Annotated in this window: 17 protein-coding genes; 3 read left to right on the plus strand and 14 right to left on the minus strand. The window is 65.6% G+C overall.

Going from position 1 to position 18,724, the window contains the following annotated elements:
• Positions 1-68 precede the first annotated feature (68 nt).
• Positions 69-1,004: an AraC family transcriptional regulator gene (locus U5A57_RS25620; protein WP_321914425.1), complete on the plus strand. Its 936-nt coding sequence runs from the start codon at positions 69-71 to the stop codon at positions 1,002-1,004.
• 29 nt (positions 1,005-1,033) lie between these two features.
• On the opposite strand, the gene U5A57_RS25625 is transcribed toward U5A57_RS25620, so the two are convergent.
• The 7 genes from U5A57_RS25625 to U5A57_RS25655 all read right to left on the minus strand — a co-directional run bounded on the left by U5A57_RS25625 (position 1,034) and on the right by U5A57_RS25655 (position 8,614).
• Positions 1,034-2,467, minus strand: a complete 1,434-nt coding sequence (locus tag U5A57_RS25625) for an efflux transporter outer membrane subunit (RefSeq protein WP_415764706.1) — start codon at positions 2,465-2,467, stop codon at positions 1,034-1,036.
• Positions 2,468-2,514: 47 nt separating this feature from the next.
• On the minus strand, positions 2,515-4,050 hold the full coding sequence (locus U5A57_RS25630; RefSeq protein WP_321914473.1) for a DHA2 family efflux MFS transporter permease subunit: 1,536 nt from the start codon (positions 4,048-4,050) through the stop codon (positions 2,515-2,517).
• A gap of 64 nt (positions 4,051-4,114) precedes the next feature.
• Entirely contained in the window at positions 4,115-5,200 is a 1,086-nt protein-coding gene (locus U5A57_RS25635; protein ID WP_321914428.1) for an HlyD family secretion protein, read from the minus strand.
• An 88-nt stretch (positions 5,201-5,288) separates the two neighbouring features.
• Positions 5,289-5,714, minus strand: coding sequence for a MarR family winged helix-turn-helix transcriptional regulator (locus tag U5A57_RS25640; RefSeq protein WP_158760715.1), 426 nt, complete (start codon positions 5,712-5,714; stop codon positions 5,289-5,291).
• Positions 5,715-5,804: 90 nt separating this feature from the next.
• Positions 5,805-6,734 carry a LysR family transcriptional regulator gene (locus U5A57_RS25645; RefSeq protein ID WP_321914474.1) on the minus strand — a complete coding sequence of 310 codons (930 nt, stop codon included), beginning with the start codon at positions 6,732-6,734 and terminating at the stop codon, positions 5,805-5,807.
• A 75-nt stretch (positions 6,735-6,809) separates the two neighbouring features.
• Positions 6,810-7,130 carry an ArsR family transcriptional regulator gene (locus U5A57_RS25650; protein WP_321914429.1) on the minus strand — a complete coding sequence of 107 codons (321 nt, stop codon included), beginning with the start codon at positions 7,128-7,130 and terminating at the stop codon, positions 6,810-6,812.
• Between the two features lie 11 nt (positions 7,131-7,141).
• Positions 7,142-8,614: a PLP-dependent aminotransferase family protein gene (locus tag U5A57_RS25655; RefSeq protein ID WP_321914430.1), complete on the minus strand. Its 1,473-nt coding sequence runs from the start codon at positions 8,612-8,614 to the stop codon at positions 7,142-7,144.
• A 190-nt stretch (positions 8,615-8,804) separates the two neighbouring features.
• Between U5A57_RS25655 and U5A57_RS25660 the strand changes: the two genes are divergently transcribed.
• Positions 8,805-11,144, plus strand: coding sequence for an FdhF/YdeP family oxidoreductase (locus tag U5A57_RS25660; protein WP_321914431.1), 2,340 nt, complete (start codon positions 8,805-8,807; stop codon positions 11,142-11,144).
• Positions 11,145-11,240: 96 nt separating this feature from the next.
• Here U5A57_RS25660 and U5A57_RS25665 read toward each other — a convergent pair whose 3' ends face one another.
• From U5A57_RS25665 to U5A57_RS25690, 6 genes are all read right to left on the minus strand, one after another.
• Complete coding sequence (locus U5A57_RS25665) at positions 11,241-11,606, minus strand: response regulator (protein WP_028229743.1); 366 nt, start codon at positions 11,604-11,606, stop codon at positions 11,241-11,243.
• Between the two features lie 40 nt (positions 11,607-11,646).
• Complete coding sequence (locus tag U5A57_RS25670; RefSeq protein WP_321914432.1) at positions 11,647-12,633, minus strand: chemotaxis protein CheX; 987 nt, start codon at positions 12,631-12,633, stop codon at positions 11,647-11,649.
• A 17-nt stretch (positions 12,634-12,650) separates the two neighbouring features.
• Complete coding sequence (locus tag U5A57_RS25675; RefSeq protein WP_321914433.1) at positions 12,651-13,184, minus strand: hypothetical protein; 534 nt, start codon at positions 13,182-13,184, stop codon at positions 12,651-12,653.
• On the minus strand, positions 13,181-13,942 hold the full coding sequence (locus tag U5A57_RS25680; RefSeq protein ID WP_415774661.1) for a methyl-accepting chemotaxis protein: 762 nt from the start codon (positions 13,940-13,942) through the stop codon (positions 13,181-13,183). Before U5A57_RS25680 ends, U5A57_RS25675 begins: the two co-directional genes overlap by 4 nt.
• A 3-nt stretch (positions 13,943-13,945) precedes the next feature.
• Positions 13,946-16,315, minus strand: coding sequence for a HAMP domain-containing protein (locus U5A57_RS25685; RefSeq protein WP_321914434.1), 2,370 nt, complete (start codon positions 16,313-16,315; stop codon positions 13,946-13,948).
• A gap of 202 nt (positions 16,316-16,517) precedes the next feature.
• Positions 16,518-17,060, minus strand: coding sequence for a GNAT family N-acetyltransferase (locus U5A57_RS25690; protein ID WP_321914435.1), 543 nt, complete (start codon positions 17,058-17,060; stop codon positions 16,518-16,520).
• A 135-nt stretch (positions 17,061-17,195) separates the two neighbouring features.
• Here U5A57_RS25690 and U5A57_RS25695 point away from each other — a divergent pair, with 135 nt between their 5' ends.
• Complete coding sequence (locus U5A57_RS25695; RefSeq protein WP_321914436.1) at positions 17,196-18,023, plus strand: AraC family transcriptional regulator; 828 nt, start codon at positions 17,196-17,198, stop codon at positions 18,021-18,023.
• A gap of 28 nt (positions 18,024-18,051) precedes the next feature.
• Here U5A57_RS25695 and U5A57_RS25700 read toward each other — a convergent pair whose 3' ends face one another.
• The gene (locus tag U5A57_RS25700; RefSeq protein WP_321914437.1) at positions 18,052-18,639 is read right to left on the minus strand and encodes a LysE family translocator; all 588 of its coding nucleotides are present in this window, start codon (positions 18,637-18,639) and stop codon (positions 18,052-18,054) included.
• Positions 18,640-18,724 lie beyond the last annotated feature (85 nt).

The following is an 18,724-nucleotide window of genomic DNA, read 5'->3' on the forward strand; positions in this document are numbered from 1 at the left end:
GCGCGCACCATCGCGCTTTTAATGCCAGAATGGCGCGACTTCATGCTCATTCGTCTCACTCGCCCACCATGGATCTGCTGAGCCGCCTTCTCGCGCTGATGCCCGTTGCCGGCCGCCTCGACGTGCGCTGCCATTTCGGCGCGCCCTGGCGCATCGATGAGCCAGGGGCGAAGGAGCGCGAGATCCGCTATCACGTGCTGATTGCCGGACGCGCCATCGTGGAGGATGCGCACGGCGCGCCCGTCGCGCTGCATGCCGGCGACATCGTGCTGTTTCCGTCGGGCAGCGCGCACGTGCTGCACGATGGCAGCGGCGCGGCGCCCGCCGCCGTCGCCACGCGCACGGAAAACGGCGTGACCGTCGAAACGAATGCAGGCGAAGGCGCCGCCGCCGACGTGCTGTGCGGCCGCTTCCTGCTGCCGGCCGTGCCGCAGCGCCTGCTGCGCGAGAATCTGCCTGCGCGCCTCGTCGTGCATAGCGCGCGCGATGGCGCGCAGCCGCCCGAACGTCTCGTGCGCCTGATCGCGCTGTTGCGCGACGAAGCCTATGAGGCGGCGCCTGGCAGCGAGTCGCTCGTGAACCATCTGTCGGGCGCGCTCTTCGGGCTCACGCTGCGCTATGCCAGCGCCGGCGACGCCCCGCCGCGCGGCCTGCTCGCGCTCGCGCAGCGCCCGCGTCTGCAACCGGCCATCGACGCCATGTTCGAAACGCCCGGCAAGCCCTGGACGCTGCCCGAGCTGGCCGAGCTTTGCCACATGTCGCGCGCGACGTTTGCGCGGCACTTCGACGAGGCCATCGGCCGCTCGGCCGCCGACGTGCTCACCGATATCCGCATGACGCTCGCGGGCCGCATGCTCGCGCAAGGCAACGAGAGCGTGGCGGAGATCGGCGAATTCGTGGGCTACCAGTCGGACGCCGCGTTCCAGCGCGGCTTCAAGCGCCACGTGGGCATGACGCCCGCGCAGTGGCGCTCGCTTGCGCGCGAGGCGGCTTCCGGCGCTTGAGGTCGCGGTCACGACGTTGTCCGTGACCTTCAGCCGCCGTGCGCGGGCGTTTCCTGCGCGAGCACGACGTCGCCGCTCTGGCTCCATCCGCCGCCGAGCGACCGGTACAGCGCCACCGCCGCTTGCGCGCGCTCGCGCTGCGCGTCGTTGAGCAGGTCCTGATCGGCGAGCAAGGTTTGCTGCGCGTTCAGCACGTCGAGAAAGTCAGTCGCACCGCCCTTGTAAAGCTGGTTGGCAAGCTTGAGCGACTGCGCCGACGAAGCCAGCGCGTCGTTCAACTGCTGCGTCTGGCTGGCCGTGCTCACAAGATCGCTGCGGCTGTCTTCCACTTCGCGCAAAGCCTCCAGCATGGTCTGTTGCAGATTCAGCTGCGACTCGCGCATGCGGCTCTCGCTCTGATCGATGTCGGCCGTAATGCGCCCCGCGTTGAAGATCGGGCTCGTCGCGCCGATCGCCGCGCTAAAGAGGTTGTCGGTGAGCGTGGGCATGCCGAGGTAGGACGCCGCGAGAATGCCGTCCGTGAGATTGAGTGTGAACTTCGGATAGCGCTCGGCGCGTGCCACGCCCACTTCCGCCGCGCGCTGCTGCACGGTAGCGTAAGCGGCCTGCACGTCGGGGCGGCGCAGCAGGGCTTCGGAAGGCAGCATCTGCGGCACGCTCGTGGGCACGCCAGGAATGGGCGCGGTTTGCGCGAGCGCGAGTTGCGCCACCGACTCCGGCGTGCGCCCCGTGTACACCGCGATCAGGTTCAACTGATGGTCGATGCTGGCCTGCGCGCGCGGGATACGTGCCTGCAGTTCGCTTAGCTGCGTTTGCGCACGCGCGACGTCGAGTTGCGTGGAGAGGCCGTATTTCAACCGGTCCTGCGTGAGCAGCAAGGTGCGCTTGCGAATCTCCAGGTTGTCCTGAAGGATCTTCAACTCGGCCTGTGCGTAGCGCAGATCGACATACGCCGAAGCCGTATTCGCCGCCAGCGCGAGACGCACGGCATCGAGCGCGTGCTTCTGGCCCACGAGGTTCGCTTGCGCCGCGAGCAGATCGAGCCGCTCGCCGCCGAATACGTCGGGCGACCAGCTCAGCGCGAGCCCCGCGCCCGCCTGCTTCACGTAGCCAAGCGGCGGCGGCGTGTTCTGCCGCTCATAGGCGCCGTGCGCGGTGAAGTCGAGTTGCGGGAGCAGCGCCGCATGCTTTTGCGTGGTGACCGCTTGCGCCTGCTTCACGCGCTCGGCGGCGGCCTGCAAATCGAGGTTGCCTTCGAGCACCGTGGCGAGCAGCGTGTCGAGCGTCGGATCGCCGAACTGCGCCCACCAGGCGCGTGCCTCGATGGCGTCGTGCGGCGCGTCGATACGCCATGCCGTGGGCGCCGTTTCGTGCACCGTGGCGCTCAGGTCGGGATGCTGCGCGGGCTGCACCGCGCACGCGGCGAGCACGGCGGCAGAAAGCAGGGAGAGCACGAGGCGCATGGGCTTCGATGAGCGTTCAGGAGTGGTCGGGGTTGGCATGAAGCACCTCAATGGGCGTCGGGCGGCGGCGCGCCCAGCGAAATCGGCTTGGAGAACGCCACGCTCGCAATGGCGACCAGGAAGCAAAGCGAGAGCACGAAGAACGTATCGGAGAACGTCATCACGAGCGCCTCGCGCAGAATCAGCGCGTGCAGCTGTGCGAGCCCGGCTTCTGCGGCATCGATCGCATTGCCCGCCACGGACTGCCAGTACACGGCGCGGCCCGCCAGCAGCAACTGCACCTGCGGCACGCCGCCACTCACGCTCTCGTTCAGGCGTAGATAGTGGAAGTTGAGCCGGTCGTTGAGCATCGTCGCGCTAACGGCAATGCCGATTGCGCCGCCCAGATTGCGCATGAGATTGAAGAGACCGCTCGCCGACTTGAGCCGCGAAGGCGGCAGTGAGCCGAGCGACATCGTGACGATGGGCGGAATGGCGAACTGCTGGCCAATGCCGCGCAGCGCCTGCGGCAGGAGGAACTGCTGCCAGCCCCAGTCGTGCGTGAGCGGCACATACAGGTAGCAGCCAAGCCCGAAGCAGATCAGCCCGAACAGCATCAGCGCGCGCATGCTGAAAAAACGCGTAGCGAAGGCATAAACGCCAAGTGCGAGCAACTGGAACACCCCCACCGAAAGCAGCGACAAGCCGATTTGCAGCGAGCTGTAGCCGCGCACTTCCGCAAGAAAGAGCGGCGTGAGATAGACCGCCACGAAAATGCCGATGCCCGTGACAAACGAAAGCAGGCTGCCAATGCCGAAGTTGCGCACGAGCAGCGCGCGCAGATCGACGATCGGGTCCTTCGCCGTGAGCGCATGCACGATGAAGAGAAAGCCGCAGATCGCCGAGATCCACGTACAGGCCACGATCACGTCGTCGCCGAACCAGTTCTTGCGCGGGCCCTCTTCGAGCACGTATTCGAGGCAGCCGAGAAAGCCGCACATGAGCGCGATGCCGAGATAATCGCCGCGCTTGAGAAGCGAAAGATCGGGCTTGTCGATGTTCACGTACTTGGGCACCAGCGCCGCCACCGCAATGCCCGGCACGAGGTTCAGATAGAAGAGCCAATGCCATGACCATTGATCGGTGATCCAGCCGCCAATCACGGGGCCGAGCGTGGGCGCGAGCGAAGCGAGCGCGCCAATGGTTGTGGAGGCAACGAGACGCTGCTTGCCAGGAAAGAGTACGAAGGCCGTGGTGAACACGGTGGGGATCATCGCCGCGCCGAGTGCGCCTTGCAGGCCGCGAAACACGATCATCGAGTTGATGTCCCAGGCAAGGCCGCACAGCATGCTCGTGATCGTGAAGCCCACCGCGGAGGCCACGAAGAGCCAGCGCGTGGAGAACACCTTCGAGAGCCAGCCCGACATGGGGATCACCATGATCTCGGCAATCAGATAAGCCGTTTGCACCCACGAAAGCTCGTCCTGACTCGCGGAAAGACCGCCGCCGATGTCGCGCAGCGACGAAGCGACGATCTGGATGTCGAGCGTGGCCATGAAGAAGCCGATGCACATCAGCGCGAAGGCGAAGGCGCGTTGCGCCATCGGCTGGAGATGGGGAGCGAGCGTCGGGTCGGCGCTGGTAGTGGCGTTCATCGCAGTGACCTCTTCAGTGCGCTTCGGACAGATGCACCTTCACGGTCGCCGAAAGACCGGGCCGCAGCGCGCCTTCCAGGCCCGCGGACGTATCGGCGTCAATGCGGATGCGCACCGGCACGCGCTGCACGATCTTCGTGAAGTTGCCCGTGGCGTTCTCGGGCGGCAGCACGCTGAAGGTCGCGCCAGTGGCAGGAGCGAGGCTTTCCACGGTGCCGTGCAACGTGCCGCTGGCTGCGTCGAGCGTCACGTCGGCACGATCGCCCGCGTGCATCTTCTTCAACTGATCTTCCTTGAAGTTCGCGTCCACCCACAGACCCGTGGCAGGCACCACGGTGAGCAGCGGCGCACCCACGTTGGCCAGCGTGCCCACGCGCGCCGTACGGTTGCCGATGTAGCCGTCCACCGGCGCGGTCAGCGTCGTGTATTCGACGTTCAGTTGTGCGAGGCGCTGGTTGGCCTCGGCGGTCGCGACCCGCGCTTGTGCGTCGTTGATCTGCGCGGCCAGCACGTCGAGCTGGCGTTGCGCCGCCAGCACCGCCGCGCCGCTTTGCGCAACCGATGCCTGGGCCTTCGCGTAGTCGGAATCCGCACGCTCGACCAGCTGGTTCGATACCGCGTCGTCCTTCACCAGTTCGCGGTAACGCGTCTGGTCCTGAGCGCTGCGCGTGAGTTCCGCATTCGATGCGCGCACTTCGGCCTGATGCTGGTTGATCACCGCTTCCTGCAACGTGCGCTTCGCCTGCAGTTCGTCGACTGCGGCGCGCGCGCTACCCAACTCCGCGTTGGCCTGGGCAAGCTTCGCGTCATAGTCGCGCGAGTCGAGGCGCAGCAGGACCTGGCCCGCGTGTACGCGCTGGTTGTCCTGCACGGGAATGTCCGAGACGAAGCCGCTCACGCGCGGCGCCATCACGGTGACGTTGCCGCCCACGTAGGCGTCGTCGGTGGTCTCGACAAAGCGCAGCACGAAGAACCAGTAGCCGGCGGCAGCCGCCAGCACGAGAGCGACCGCGCCTAGCGCAAGACGCATGCGCGAGATGCGCGCACGCTCGCTCGCCTGCGCCGGCTCGACCGCAACGGGAGTGGAAGGACTCGACATGACGTTTACCTGTGCATATACACTACTAAAGATAAAAAAACGCCGCCGTATGAAGCAACGCGACGCAACCCGCAAATCCATTGCAACGTTAGACAGCCCGTGTGATGCGAAACAGCTCGCGCCGCAGCCACGCGGCGCGTTGCGCGCCAAAGCGGCGCTCGAATTCGTCCTGCGCGGCGCGCCAGTGTTCATGCGCCGCGTCGAGCCGCGAACGGCCCGCCTGGGTGAGCGCGAGCCGGCGGCGGCGCTCGCCCAGGTCCGGCGCGTCGGCCACGAGCGCGCCGCGCAAGAGCGGCCGCAAGGCCCGCACGAGCGTGGTGCGCTCCATCACCATCGACCGGCCGAGTTCCGCCATCGTGAGGCTCGACGCACGGCCGAGCGCGCCGAGTATGCTGAACTGCGTGGGCGTGAGCCCCGCCGCGCTCAGGTGGCGCTCGTAAAGCTGCGACAGATGCCGCGCGGCCTGGCGTACGGCAAAGCAATCGTCGTGCTCGGGTGACTGATAGATGTGCATATGCACAGAGTAGTCGCCAATCGGGCCCCGAACAAGCCTTACGCGCGGCATCACATTATGGCCGCGGCGACAACAATCGCCGCCAAGCTTTCAGATTGCCTTCGCCTCGGCGGGCGCGTCGTGCGCCATGCCGTCGAAAAACGCCGTGGCGTGGTCGATGAACGCGCGCACCTTGGCCGGCAGCAGCGTGCGCGTGGTGTAGGCGAGGCGAATCTCGATCTGCATGTCGACGAGCGGGTACGCGTCCAGCACCGTCACGAGTTTGCCCGCCGCAAGCTCCTCCCTCACGAGCGCGACGGGAAGAATGCCAATGCCGAAGCCTTGCAGCACCATCTCGCGGTTGAACTCGGGGTTGTTCGAGGCAATCTCGTGGTGCAGCGGCACGACGACTTCCTCGTCGCCTACGCGAAACACGATCATGGGCTTGCGCATGGAAGGCGGCATCGGCACGAACAGGTGGTCGGCGAGGTCGGCGGGATGTTTCGGCGTGGAATGCGCTTCGAGATACGCGGGCGTCGTGACAAGCGCGAGCGGAATGCGCTCCAGCAAGCGTGTGACGGTCGATTCGTTATTGAGCATGAACGGCAGCACGAGGCCGAGATCGTAGCCGTCCGCGATGAGATCGACGGGGCGCTCGGTGAGGATCACGTCGAGCGTGACCTTGGGATGCGCGCGCTTGAAGCTGGCAATGAGCGGCACGAGGCGATTGACGGTGGCCGTGGTGTGCGCGACCAGTCGCAGCACGCCATTCGCCTCGCGCGTTTGCACGGTGGCGTCGGCCTCCAGTGCGTCGAGGTCATCGAGCACGCGGCAACAGCCTTCGTAGAAGCGCTCGGCCGTCTCGGTGAGCGACACCGCGCGCGTGCTGCGATGAAAGAGCCGGCTGCCAAGGCGCTTTTCGAGGCGTGCGATGGCGCGCGAAACGACGGGCGTGGTGAGGCTGTGCATGTCCGCGGCGCGCGTGAAGCTGCGCGCCTCGACGACGGAGCGGAAGATCCGCAGGCTGTCGATGTAGTCCATGGTCTTGAGGGCGATGACGTTGGCGTAGCTTAACACCGGCAAACGCGGCTCACTCGCGCATGGCGATGGCTGGCGCTACGCTTCGGGCTCGCCGAACACCTCCGCACAAAACGCGCGCCCCTCATCGGACAAACTCGCCGTGCCGGTTCCATCTTCGGCCTGCGTCGTCACCACGAGGCCGCTGTCCACGAGCGACGTCAATTGTCTGCGCAATCCGCTCATTGGCACGCCGGCCTGCTTCGAGAGTTTCGCAAGCGACCACGCGCGGCCCGGGCGCTCAGGCTGGCCGTGCTTCTCGCACTCGGCGCGCCACAATTGCTCGAGCACGGCAATCAGCACCGGGTCGACGCCCGCCTCGTCTGCGTCGGCGTCTTCGCGCTCTTCGTCTGCGTTCATCGTCTGTCTCCTCATGCCATCTTCGCAGCCATTTCGCCTAGCGTCTTCAGCGCGGCTTCGGTCTGCGCGTTCCATGGGTAGCTGTAATTCAGCCGGATGTAGTGGTGATACTCGTTGCGCATCGAGAACATGTAGCCGGGCCCGATGGTAATGCCTTGCGCGAGCGCCGCCTGATAGAGCCGCATCGAATCGACGCGCGGCGGCAGTTCCACCCACAGCACGTAGCCGCCTTGCGGCTCCGAGGTGCGCGTGCCCGCCGGAAAGAAGCGCTCCACCATCGCCCGCATGAGCCGCGCCTGTTGCCGGTAGAAGCGCCGCACGCGGCGCAAGTGCCGGTCGTAGCCATCGTGGCGCAAGTAATCGGCCAGCGCCACCTGGGGAACCGAGGGGGTGGTGAGCGTGTTGAGGAACTTGAGCTTTTCGACCTGCGCGCGGTAACGCCCCGGCAGCGCCCAGCCAATGCGGTACGAAGCCGACAGGCTCTTCGAAAACGAGGCGCAATGCAGCACGAGGCCGCGCGTGTCGAACTGCTTGAGCGTGGAAGGCCGCGTCTGCCCGAAGTACAGCTCCTGATAGACGTCGTTCTCGATCACCGGCAAATCGTGTGCCTCGGCAAGCGCCACGAGCCGCGCCTTGTTCGCGTCGGGCATGCGAAAACCGAGCGGATTCTGGAAGTTCGGCATCACCATGCAGGCCGCCACCTTCTGGCGCTCGAGCACGCGCTCCAGCGCGTCGAGGTCGATGCCGGTATGAGCGTGCGTGCTCACTTCGATGGCGCGCATGCCCAGACGCTCGATGGCGTGCAGCATCGCGTAGTAGGTGGGCGACTCGACGGCCACCGTGTCGCCCGGCCTCGCCACCGCCTGCAGGCTCAGGTTGATCGCCTCGGTCGCGCCCACGGTGATGACGATTTCCTCGGGATCGACGCTCACGCCGTTTTCGGCGTAGCGCCGCGCGATCTGGCGGATCAGTTCGGGGTTGCCGGGCGGCAGGTCGTCGATGAGGTTCCAACTCGCGTGGCGGCGCGCGATGGCATTGGCGTACTGGTTGATGCGCCGCCAGGGGAACAGCGCCGGGTCCGGGTACGGCGAGCCGAGCGGCACGGCGTCCTGCGCACCGATGCTGCGCAGCGTGGAGAGCACGAGCCGGCTCACGTCCACGTTGGCGGGCACGGGCTGCCTCGGCGCGCTCGCCCGGCGCGGCTTGCCCACTGACATGGCGTCGTTGTCCTGCGAGCCTGGTGTGCCCGCCGCGCCGCGCCCTTGCGGCGCGCCGACGCGCGCACGCACGAAATACCCCGATTGCGGCCGCGATTCGATCACGCTGCGGCTTTCCAGCAGCGCATAGGCGCGCAGCACCGTCTTGATGCTCACGCCGTGCTGCTGGCTCGCGCGGCGCACCGAGAGAATGCGCTCGCCGGGGCCGAACACGCCGCGGCGCACGGCGGCTTCGATATCGTCAGCGAGTTGCTCGTAGCGGGTCACGTTCGGGTTGGGTCCAGGCAGCCGGAAAGGGGTCGGGCCGCGCGCGCGGTCGATCCCCGCAAGTCTATGACAAAACGCCGCAACTGTATCCCTTGCTTTTCGGTTTTTCTGTGATCTCCGGGGGCACAGGAACACAGTAGTCTTGGCTCATCGGGCAGACCGCCCTGGAACACGAAAAGCCAACCGCATCATGAAGAAGCCGCAAGGTCGCATCGAGCCGTATCACCACCCCGCCGCAGGCTGGGGCGCGCTCAAGCAGGTCGCCATCAACCTCATCAAGGAAAGGGTGACGGGCGGCGACTACCGTATGCTGCTCAAGCAGAACCAGCCCGACGGCTTCGACTGCCCCGGTTGTGCGTGGCCCGACCGCGAGCACGCGTCCACGTTCGAATTCTGCGAAAACGGCGTGAAGGCCGTGGCGGCGGAGGCGACCAGCAAGCGCGTCACGCCCCAGTTCTTCCAGGAGCACACCGTTAGCGAGCTGATGGCGCAATCGGACTACGAACTGGAGCAGCATGGCCGCCTGACCGATCCGCTCGTCTACGACGCGCTGCAGGACCGCTACGTGCCGATCGAGTGGAACGATGCGTTCAGGCTCATCGCGAAACATCTCAACGCGCTCGACGACCCGAATCGCGCTGCGTTCTATACCTCGGGGCGCGCGAGCAACGAGGCCGCGTTCCTCTACCAGCTGTTCGTGCGCATGTACGGCACGAACAACTTCCCCGACTGCTCGAACATGTGCCACGAGGCCACGAGCCGCGGCCTGCCGGGCACGGTCGGTATCGGCAAGGGCACGGTCACGCTCGACGACTTCGAGCACGCCGACACGCTGCTCATCTTCGGCCAGAACCCGGCGACGAACCATCCGCGCATGCTTGGCGAACTGCGCGAATGCGCGAAGCGCGGCGCGACCATCGTCTCGATCAATCCGTTGAAAGAGCGCGGGCTGGAGCGCTTCGCGAGCCCGCAGCACACGCTCGACATGCTCTCGCCCAAGGGCGTGCAGATCAGCTCCGTGTTCATCCGCCCGCGCGTGGGCGGCGACTTCGCGCTCATCAAGGGCGTGGCCAAGCGCGTGATCGAACTCGACGACGCAGCGCTCGCGAACGGCACCGAACGCGTGCTCGACGTCGCTTTCATCGCTGAGCACACGGTTGGCTTCGACGCCTTCGCCGCCGACTTGCGCGCCGAATCGTGGGACACGATCGTGGCCGAAGCGGGTGTGCCGATCGAAGAGGTGCTCAAGCTCGCCGATATCTACGTCAAGGGCCGTGCCGTGATTTCGACGTGGGGCATGGGCCTCACGCAGCACAAGAATTCGGTGGCGACGATCCAGTTGCTTTCGAACCTCATGATGATGCGCGGGAACATTGGCCGCCGTGGCGCGGGCCTGTGCCCCGTGCGCGGCCATTCGAACGTGCAGGGCGACCGCACGGTCGGCATCGAGGAAAAGCCCACGCAGGCGTTTCTCGACCGTCTCGGCAAGGCCTATGACTTCGAGCCGCCGCGCGAGCACGGCTATGACGTCGTGGAAACGATCCACGCGATGCTCGAAGGCCACGTGAAGGTGTTCATCGGTCTTGGCGGCAACTTTTCGATCGCCACGCCCGACACGCCGCGCACGTGGGAAGCCATGCGCGCGTGCGCACTCACGGTGCACGTGACCACGAAGCTCAACCGCAGCCATCTGGTGCACGGCCGCGACGCGCTGATCCTGCCCACGCTCGGCCGCACCGAGATCGACCTGCAAAACGGCGTGCCGCAAGGCGTGAGCGTCGAGGACTCGATGAGCATGGTGCACATCTCGTACGGCATGAACCGTCCCGCCTCGACGAACCTGCTTTCGGAAATCGCCATCGTCGCGCGCATGGCGCACGCCACGCTCGGCAGCGACAAGGTGGACTGGCTCGACCTCGCCGCCGACTACGCGAAGATCCGCGACGGCATCGAGAAAGTGTTCGACGGCTTCGAGAACTACAACGAGCGCCTGAAGCAACCAGGCGGCTTCCACCTGGGCGTGGCCTCGCGCGACCGCGTGTGGAAAACGCCTAGCAACAAGGCGCAGTTCGTCGTGCACGCCATCGCACTCGACACGCCGATCCACCGCGCGCGCGCCGAGCATGGCCCGCGGCTCATGACGCTCATGACCACGCGCTCGCACGATCAGTACAACACGACGATCTATGGTCTCGACGACCGTTATCGCGGCGTGTATGGCCTGCGCCGCGTGCTGTTCGCGAACCGCGAGGACATGACGATGCTCGGCTTCGAGCCGGGCCAGCACGTGGACATCACGAGCGTGTGGGACGACGGCGTGGAGCGCCATGTCGAGGACTTCATGCTCGTGGAGTACGACATTCCGCGCGGCTGCCTCGGCGCGTACTATCCCGAGACCAATCCGCTCGTGCCGCTCTCCTCTATCGCCGATGGCGCGGGCACGCCGACTTCGAAGTCGATTCCGGTGCTGCTGAGCCCCACGAAAGTGGACGTGTCGGCCGGCGCCGATGCTGTGCTTGCGGCAGCCTGAGCGCTGGCTATATCGCGCCTAAGCGGCTCCTTCGGCCATCGCAAGGAGCCGCTCGACGGCCGGCACGCGCGCCCGAACCCGCGGCGCCGCAAGCAATCAGCTAGCCAGCTTGCGGAACGTTTCCAGCACCGCTTCACCCTTGAAAGGCTTCACGATCCAGCCGCGCACGCCCGCTGCCTTGCCGCGCTCCTTCATGGCAGGGCTGCTTTCCGTGGTCAGCATCACCACGTTCACGGCCGTGTTCGCCAGTTCGCTGCGGATTTTCTCGACCATCGTGAGGCCGTCCATGTTCGGCATGTTCACGTCGCTCACCACGAGCTTCACGCCCGGGTTCGAGCGCAGCTTCGCGAGGCCGTCCTTGCCGTCCACCGCGGTGTCCACGTCGAGGCCGTTCTTGCGCAGAAAACCGGCCACTTCGTCGCGCACCGTGCTCGAATCGTCCACCACCAGAATCTTTGCCATGCTGTTCATCTCCTTCGCGCCGTGTAGGGCGCGTCTTTGATCAAAATAATTCGAGTTCGCCGCTGGCCTGCTCTTCCACGGCGGCGGCGGCGGCCTGCGCGGCCGTCTCGTCAAACCCTTCGCGCGACCAGCCAAGGCTGAACACGAAGCGCTGGTCTATCACCACTTCGCGGCCCGTATTCGGGCACGTGAGCCGGTACTTGATGCACAACTGCGGATTGTCGGAGCCAAACGACAAATAGCGCCGCCGATGATTGATGAGCAGCGGCACCTGCACCTGCGCGCGGCCCCAACCCGCTTCGTCGGCGGCGCGTGCGTTGCCCAGATAGCGGTTGCGAAACGCACCCCACACGAGATTCGTGAGTTCGGCGAGCACGCCATTCACGTCGCGGAAGTCGCTCGCTTCGTCGCGGCCCGCGCGCGGTGGCAGCAGCTCGATCAGCGGCGTCTCCTCGGTCTGCATCAGGAGCCAGCCGCGGCACCATGCCGTCTCGATCGGAATGAGCGTCAGCACCTCGCCGAAGATGATGCGGTCGCGCACGATGCCCGGCGTGTCCCAGTTCACTTCGAGACTGGGAAAGAGGCCGCGCAGGCGCCCGAGCGTCATGTCGGTGATGCCGTCCACGAGCGGGTCCGGGTAGTCGTGCGAGAACACGTGCGCTTCGAGCGCCGCGACCAGTGTTTCAGGCTCGCTTTCGTACCAGCTTGCGCACGGCAGGCGGCGCAATGGTTCGGGCAGCGCATCGCTGTGCTCGTTGGCTGCGCGCCGCAACACGACCGGCAGTTCGGGGCGCTCGGCTTGCAGCGCGACGGCCACAGCTGCTGCGGCTTCGAACGTGCCGCCGAAGTCAACGCCCAGCAGCACGCCGCCCAGATCGTAGTGCGTCTTCAGCGCCGCCGAGAGCGCTTCGCGCCGCACCGGCACGCACACGCAATCGTGTGCGGCTGCCGTTTGCGCAATTGCCTCGGCGCGCGCCGTATCGCTTTCCAGCAGCAACAGCTTGCTGACTGGCTTGTTCGCGTTCATGTTTCCGTTCTCTGCCTTCAAAACAATTCGAGTTCACCCGCGCTGTCGTGCGCTTCAACGGCAGCGGTGCTCGCCACGAAATCGAGCGGCGCCTGCGTGCAGACGCACAGCGTGGCGCCGAGCCGCACGTCGTGGTCGATCGTGAGCGCATACGACTGCACATAATCCGGCTTCAATTCGCGCAGATACGGCAGGCACCCGCTGCTGAGCGCATACGGCGTGGACATGCCGAGGTCGGGAAAATGCTCGACCAGTTGCTGGTTCATCGCCCCGCAGCACAGGTTGCCGAACTCCATGAAGCATTCGGTGAGCGTGCGCGAGGCGTCGCCTACGTAGTAGCGCTGCGTGCGCTCGTCGTCTTCGAAGTGCAGGAGCAGGAGCAGGCGGAACTGCATCGACGAAATCGTCAGGACGACCAGGTGCTCGCCCTGGGGCGCCTCGCCCACGCGAGGCTCGATTTCGCAGCTGTGCTGGGCGTCGGTCACGAGACGCATGCGCGCGGCCGCGAAAAAAATCCGCTCGATGCTGTCCTTCGCGTGCGTGCCGATCATGCGTGCGCCCCGGCGCGCGTGGCTTCGAGCTGGTGATGCAGCTGTTGCGACGAGGCTTCCACGCTCGCGAGCGTTGCCGCGATCATCTTGCCGCCCGCCTGGATGTCCTGGAACGTCGCGGCCGTGATCAGGTCGTTGCGGTTCAGGCTGTCGCGATAGCTCTTCGAGAGTTCCTGCGAGCGCGTGGCCAGCGAGCGCACCTCGCCCGCCACGATCGAGAAGCCGCGCCCCGCGGCGCCCGCGCGCGCCGCTTCGATCGAAGCGTTGAGCGAGACGATGAGCACATGGCTCACGATCGACGACAGCTCCTGGTTCTTCTTGTGCATGTCGTTGTTCTGCGCCATCAGCGAGATCATCTGCTCGTGCCAGCGCTCGAACGTCGACGACATGAGCTTCAGGCGCGAAGCCTCGCTCGCAATGCGCGCCGCGTGTTGCATCGCGTCGTCGCGCTGCGCGCGCTCGCTCGCGAGCGACGCTTCGAGCGCATCGGCCACGGACCGGCGCTGCGCGAGTTCCGCGCGCAGCGACTCGATCTGCCCGGCCAGGGCTGCGTTTTCACGCGCCGCGTCTTGCTGCTGCGCCGTGTGGCGCGCCTGCGCCTGTGCGAGCGCACCGGCGTGCGCCGCTTCCTGCGCACGCGCCGCGTTTCGAGCCTGCGTTTGCGCGCGCTTGTGCCACGCCGCGAGCACGCCGGCGGCCAGCGCGACAAGAGCCGCGCCTTCGATCAAATACGGTAAGACCACTGCCACCCCCGCCATGCGCTAGCCCGCCAGCGCTTCCTCTTGCTTTGCTTGCGTTGCATCCGCCATCTTCACTGCCCACTGCTGCGGCAACCGCACGACGGTCTGGAAATGCCGGTAATCGGCGCCCGCGCACTCGTCGGTGAAACGCAGTTCGATTGCGCCGCCCTCGCGTTCGAGGAAGTCGCGCACCGCGTCCATGCCCACGCCGCGGCCCGAGACTTCGGTCACGTTCGCGGCCGTCGAAAAGCCGGGGCGGAAAATGAATGCCGCGATCGCGTCGTCGCTTACCGCTTCGTACGCCTGAAGCCAGCCGCGCTCCACCGCGATGCCGCGAATGCGCGCGAGTGCGAGGCCTCGGCCGTCGTCGGCGAGCGTCATGTGCAGTGCGCCGCTCTGCACATTCACGTCGATGTCGATGTGACCCGACTCGTCCTTGCCAATCGCACGGCGTTGCGCCGGCATTTCAATGCCGTGGTCGAGCGAGTTGCGCAGCAGGTGCATGAACACGTTCTTCACCGTACCGGCAGCCTCGCTGCGCAGGCGATAACCGTTGTCCTCGATCTTCACGACCGGTTCGACCTTGCCGAGTTCCTGAGCCAGCGAGGGCAGCGAGCCGGTCACGCTCGCGAGCACGTCGGCCACGCGCTCGGTGCCGATCGCGCGCAGCGTGGCGCGCAGTTCGGCGCGCATCGCGCGAAGCGCGGGCAGGTCGTTGTCGTCGGTGCGATCGACGAGGCGCAGCGTCTGTTCGATCGCTTCGCGCGAGACCGCAAGGCTCGCCGCGCCGTTCTGCGCGCCAGCCGCACGCGTGCCGCGCCCAAGGCTCACCTCGTTGATGTTCGAATAGTGCTCGAGCGCCGCCTTCACGCGCTCCAGATCGGCGATCAGCGCCTGCTGGTCCCACGCGTGGCTCGTGTCTTCGCGGCGCAGCGCGTCGTAGCGCTGCTCGACCTCGTGCACCACGCCCGTGAGATGCTGCAGGCTGTACGTACGCGCGTTGCCCTTGATCGTGTGCATGTTGCGGAACAGCGCGGCAATCGCGCTCGTATCCGCACAGTCGTGCTGACGAATGATGTGCTCGTTTTCGTGAATGAAGCTCGTCGAGCTATCGACGAAATGCTGGAACTTCTCCTCGCTCACCGCGAGAATCTCGCCGATCATCTCGAGGCGGCGCTTTTGCTCGCCGGCTTCGGCCGCGAGTTCGCGCAGTTCCGTCACGTCGCGCACGCACAGCATGAGACGCACGACCACGTCGTTTTCGTCGGTGATCGCCGACCAGCTCAGGTCGAGCACCTTCGCGCGGCCATCGGGCGGCGTGCGCGTGATTTCATTCACGAGCAGATGCTGATTGAATGCGAAGTTCACATCGTCTTCGCCCAGGCACGCGTGCACGGCGGCGTCGATCTGCGAGAGCGTGTCGGCGTCAAGATCCGAGTGCGAGAACACGAGGTCCATGAGCGAGCGGCCCGCAATCTCGTTTGTTTCGAAGATTGCCTCTAGATACGCCGAATATTCGTTGTGGATCGTCGCGCCTTCGACCACCGTGAGAATGCCCTGCTGCATGTTCTGCAGCATCGCCTGAATGTCGGCGGTCTTGCGTTTGAGCTGCGCGGAGCTGTGCTGGATCTTCTCGATCATGCCATTGAAGGCGACGATCGAATGACCGATTTCGTCCATGCGGCCCACGGGCACGCGGCGTGTGAAGTCCTGGCTCGACGCAATCTCGCTCATCATGGCCTGCATGTGCGAGAGCGGGCGCGTGATCTGGCGGTACAGCAGCGCGCCGATCAGCGTGAGCAGCAGCACCGCGCCGCCCGTCACGCCGGCAATGGCGCTCGTCGTGGTGTCGAGCGTGCTGTTGAGCGTGCGGATCGCCTCATCTTTCTGGCGGTTCTTTTCCACGCGCATCGTCGTGACGATGCCTTCGAGTTCGTCGCGATACTGTGCGACGTTCGCGAAAAGATAGGCCTGCGCGAGCTCATTCTTGCCGCTCGCCTTCATCTTCGCGGTGTCGTCGATGGCGGAGAAGTAGTTCGCGAGGCTTTCCTGCGCTTGCGAGACGAGGCCTTCCTGCGCGTGGCTCGCGGCCGCCTTGCGCTGCACGTCGAGCGCGGCGCGCAGCGCGGCTTCCTTGTCCTTGAGCTCGTTCTGCGCGAGCGACGCCACCGTGGCGTCGGGCGCGTAGACGAGCGTCATGGTGGCGAGCTGCACGTCTTTCACGAGCGCCACGAGGTCGGACGATGCGAGAGCGCTCGGCACGACGCCCTGGGTAACCTGGCGGACGTCGGTGGCACTGCGGCGGGCCTGGAGGGCCGCGTAGCCGCCGATGGCGGACAACGCGACAAACATCAGGACGATGAGTAGCGTAATGCGGTGACGAATGGTCATGTCGAAATCCCCGGGCCTTCGTCGCGCCGGCCGCGCTATGGTTGCGCGGCTCGGGACACGTTGGCCAATTTATTCGCGGTGGATTATCGACGCTTAGGTATGACGAAATGATGACTGCCGCATAATTGGCCGATTACGCTGTGCGTTACACCACACTTGATAGCTGTTGTCTTTTGTGCGCTGGGCGGCATGGGCGTTACGCTTAGTCCGGGGCCGCCGGGTCGTCGAGAAACAGCACCATGAGTTCGTCGTCGGCATATTCGCCGTCGATGCACAGGCCACGCGGTTCGACGCCGTAGCGCACGAAGCCGCATGAACGGTAGAGCGCCTGAGCGCGGGGGTTCTGCGCGCTGACGACGAGATGGACCTGCAGCACGCCAATTGAGCGCGCATGTTCGATTGCGCTTGCCATCAACTTCTTTGCGATCCCGCCACCCCGTCGCGCCGGATCGACAAACACGCCCCAGATCAGCGCCTTATGGGCGAGTTTTTGGCGCACCTCGCGCAGTATTCCAACAATACCGACGAGTGCGTCGCCTTCGAACGCCCCAAAAACAATCTGCTCGTCGGTTACACGAATACGCGCCTCATTTTGTGAGCGGCTCAGTTGCCTTATCTCATCGGCCGTCGACGCGATGCCCTGAGGGTCATTCTCCGCCGCCCGCAAACGCATGGATTGAAACGCGTCCGCATCTTGCTCGCTCAGCGGGCGAATCATTGTATTCACTGGCTTCGTTTCGTTCATGTGCAGTGCCTGGCAATAAAAGGGAATGACTCAAACGGTTCGAGCAAGCCTATCACGTCCCCCGCCCTTCCTGCCTTGCGCTAATATCGAAGCTTCGCGTCGCATCATGCGCGCAGCATCGCTCCGGGGTCTCCCATGCCGCAAACCGCAACGTCCGACGCGCAACCGTACTTCTGGCGCGACGCAGACCTGCCGTTCATCGAAGTGCGCGCCATCGCCGACGGACGCAAGGTCCGCTATGGCCGTCACGCGCACCGCACGTTCTCGATCGGCGCGGTCACGGGCGGGCGCAGCACCTACCTGAACGGGAGCACGCTCTCGCACATCAGTGCGGGCGCGGTAGTGGTCATCAACCCGGAAGTTGTGCACGCATGCAATCCGGCCGCGGACGAGCCCTGGGCCTACCGCATGTTCTATCTCGACACGGCGTGGCTCGCGAAGCTGCAACACGATCTGGGTTTCGGCGCGCACGAAGGTTTCCGCCCATTCGAGCAGACCTTGAGCTGGGAGCGCGATGTGTTCGATGGACTCAACGCGCTCTACGACCTGCTCGTCGATCCTCAGGAGTCGGCGTTGCGCAAGGAATGCGCCGTCGTCGCGTATTTCTCCAGGCTCCAGCAGTCCCTCAACCCTGCGCCGGTCAGTGCACGCGAGCCGAACGAACGCCTCGCACGCGCCGCAGAATTCATCGACGGCAATTACACGCGCGCGCTCAAGCTCGGAGAGATTTGCGCCGCAGCCGATCTTTCGCCCTCATACCTCATTCGCGCGTTTCGCGAGCAATACGGCATGACACCGCATGCGTATGTCGTGAATCGTCGTATTGAGTTCAGCCGCGCGCAACTGCGCCGCGGGCACGCCATCGCGGATGTCGCGGCCGAGGCCGGTTTCGCCGATCAGGCGCATTTGCAGCGCGCGTTCCGCCAGTTCGTTGCCGCAACGCCCGGCCAGTATCGCGGCTAACTTGCTGGCCAACGTCGTCGTCGCGCATTCAGGCAAGCACCAGCCAAACCGCACTGCCGGCAAGCAACAACGCCATCGCTCGGTTCACGAAGCGCACGCGCGATGGTTCGCGCAACGCCTGACGCAGCGACGCGCCCGCCCACGCCCAGCACGCAATCGACAGATAGCACACGACGAAATAGATCGCAGCAAACTGCCAGACAAGCGCACTTTCGCCGGGAGCCACGTACAAGCCCATGCCCGCCACCGAGGCGAGCCACGCCTTGGGGTTGAGCCACTGCATCGTGGCGCCCACCAGCAGCGAGGGGCCGCGCGACGCGTTCGGGGAGTCGATGCGGCCATCGTCGGCGACGAGCCGGTACGCAACGTACAGCAGGAAAGCCACGCCCGCCCATTCGAGCCCGCGCGTGAGAAACGGCACGCGCGTCAACAGTTCGTGCATGCCAAGGCCGATCAGCAGCAACAGCAACACGAAGCCCGCGGTCGCGCCGGTAACGTGGCGCAGGCTCGCGCGCAGCCCGTAGCGCGCGCCCGCGCTCAACGCAACAATATTGACGGGTCCAGGGGTGATGGAAGTGGCCAGCGCGAAGGCGGCCATCGACAAGGCAGTGCTCACAGTTTTCCTCGCTACGCCCATGGGCGATCAGTAAGCGCAGAGGGTAGACGTGCGCAACGCTGGCGTATTGAAGAAAATTGCCCCT

It is taken from the genome of Paraburkholderia sp. J11-2 (assembly GCF_905220185.1).
GTDB lineage: Bacteria > Pseudomonadota > Gammaproteobacteria > Burkholderiales > Burkholderiaceae > Paraburkholderia.

Excerpts from the sequence above, each read along its gene's own strand:
- U5A57_RS25620 (WP_321914425.1), top strand. The coding sequence starts at position 69 with ATGGATCTGCTGAGCCGCCTTCTCGCGCTGATGCCCGTTGCCGGCCGC.
- U5A57_RS25625 (WP_415764706.1), bottom strand. The coding sequence starts at position 2,467 with ATGCGCCTCGTGCTCTCCCTGCTTTCTGCCGCCGTGCTCGCCGCGTGC.
- U5A57_RS25630 (WP_321914473.1), bottom strand. The coding sequence starts at position 4,050 with ATGGCGCAACGCGCCTTCGCCTTCGCGCTGATGTGCATCGGCTTCTTC.
- U5A57_RS25635 (WP_321914428.1), bottom strand. The coding sequence starts at position 5,200 with ATGTCGAGTCCTTCCACTCCCGTTGCGGTCGAGCCGGCGCAGGCGAGC.
- U5A57_RS25640 (WP_158760715.1), bottom strand. The coding sequence starts at position 5,714 with ATGCACATCTATCAGTCACCCGAGCACGACGATTGCTTTGCCGTACGC.
- U5A57_RS25645 (WP_321914474.1), bottom strand. The coding sequence starts at position 6,734 with ATGGACTACATCGACAGCCTGCGGATCTTCCGCTCCGTCGTCGAGGCG.
- U5A57_RS25650 (WP_321914429.1), bottom strand. The coding sequence starts at position 7,130 with ATGAACGCAGACGAAGAGCGCGAAGACGCCGACGCAGACGAGGCGGGC.
- U5A57_RS25660 (WP_321914431.1), top strand. The coding sequence starts at position 8,805 with ATGAAGAAGCCGCAAGGTCGCATCGAGCCGTATCACCACCCCGCCGCA.
- U5A57_RS25665 (WP_028229743.1), bottom strand. The coding sequence starts at position 11,606 with ATGGCAAAGATTCTGGTGGTGGACGATTCGAGCACGGTGCGCGACGAA.
- U5A57_RS25670 (WP_321914432.1), bottom strand. The coding sequence starts at position 12,633 with ATGAACGCGAACAAGCCAGTCAGCAAGCTGTTGCTGCTGGAAAGCGAT.
- U5A57_RS25675 (WP_321914433.1), bottom strand. The coding sequence starts at position 13,184 with ATGATCGGCACGCACGCGAAGGACAGCATCGAGCGGATTTTTTTCGCG.
- U5A57_RS25680 (WP_415774661.1), bottom strand. The coding sequence starts at position 13,942 with ATGGCGGGGGTGGCAGTGGTCTTACCGTATTTGATCGAAGGCGCGGCT.
- U5A57_RS25685 (WP_321914434.1), bottom strand. The coding sequence starts at position 16,315 with ATGACCATTCGTCACCGCATTACGCTACTCATCGTCCTGATGTTTGTC.
- U5A57_RS25690 (WP_321914435.1), bottom strand. The coding sequence starts at position 17,060 with ATGAACGAAACGAAGCCAGTGAATACAATGATTCGCCCGCTGAGCGAG.
- U5A57_RS25695 (WP_321914436.1), top strand. The coding sequence starts at position 17,196 with ATGCCGCAAACCGCAACGTCCGACGCGCAACCGTACTTCTGGCGCGAC.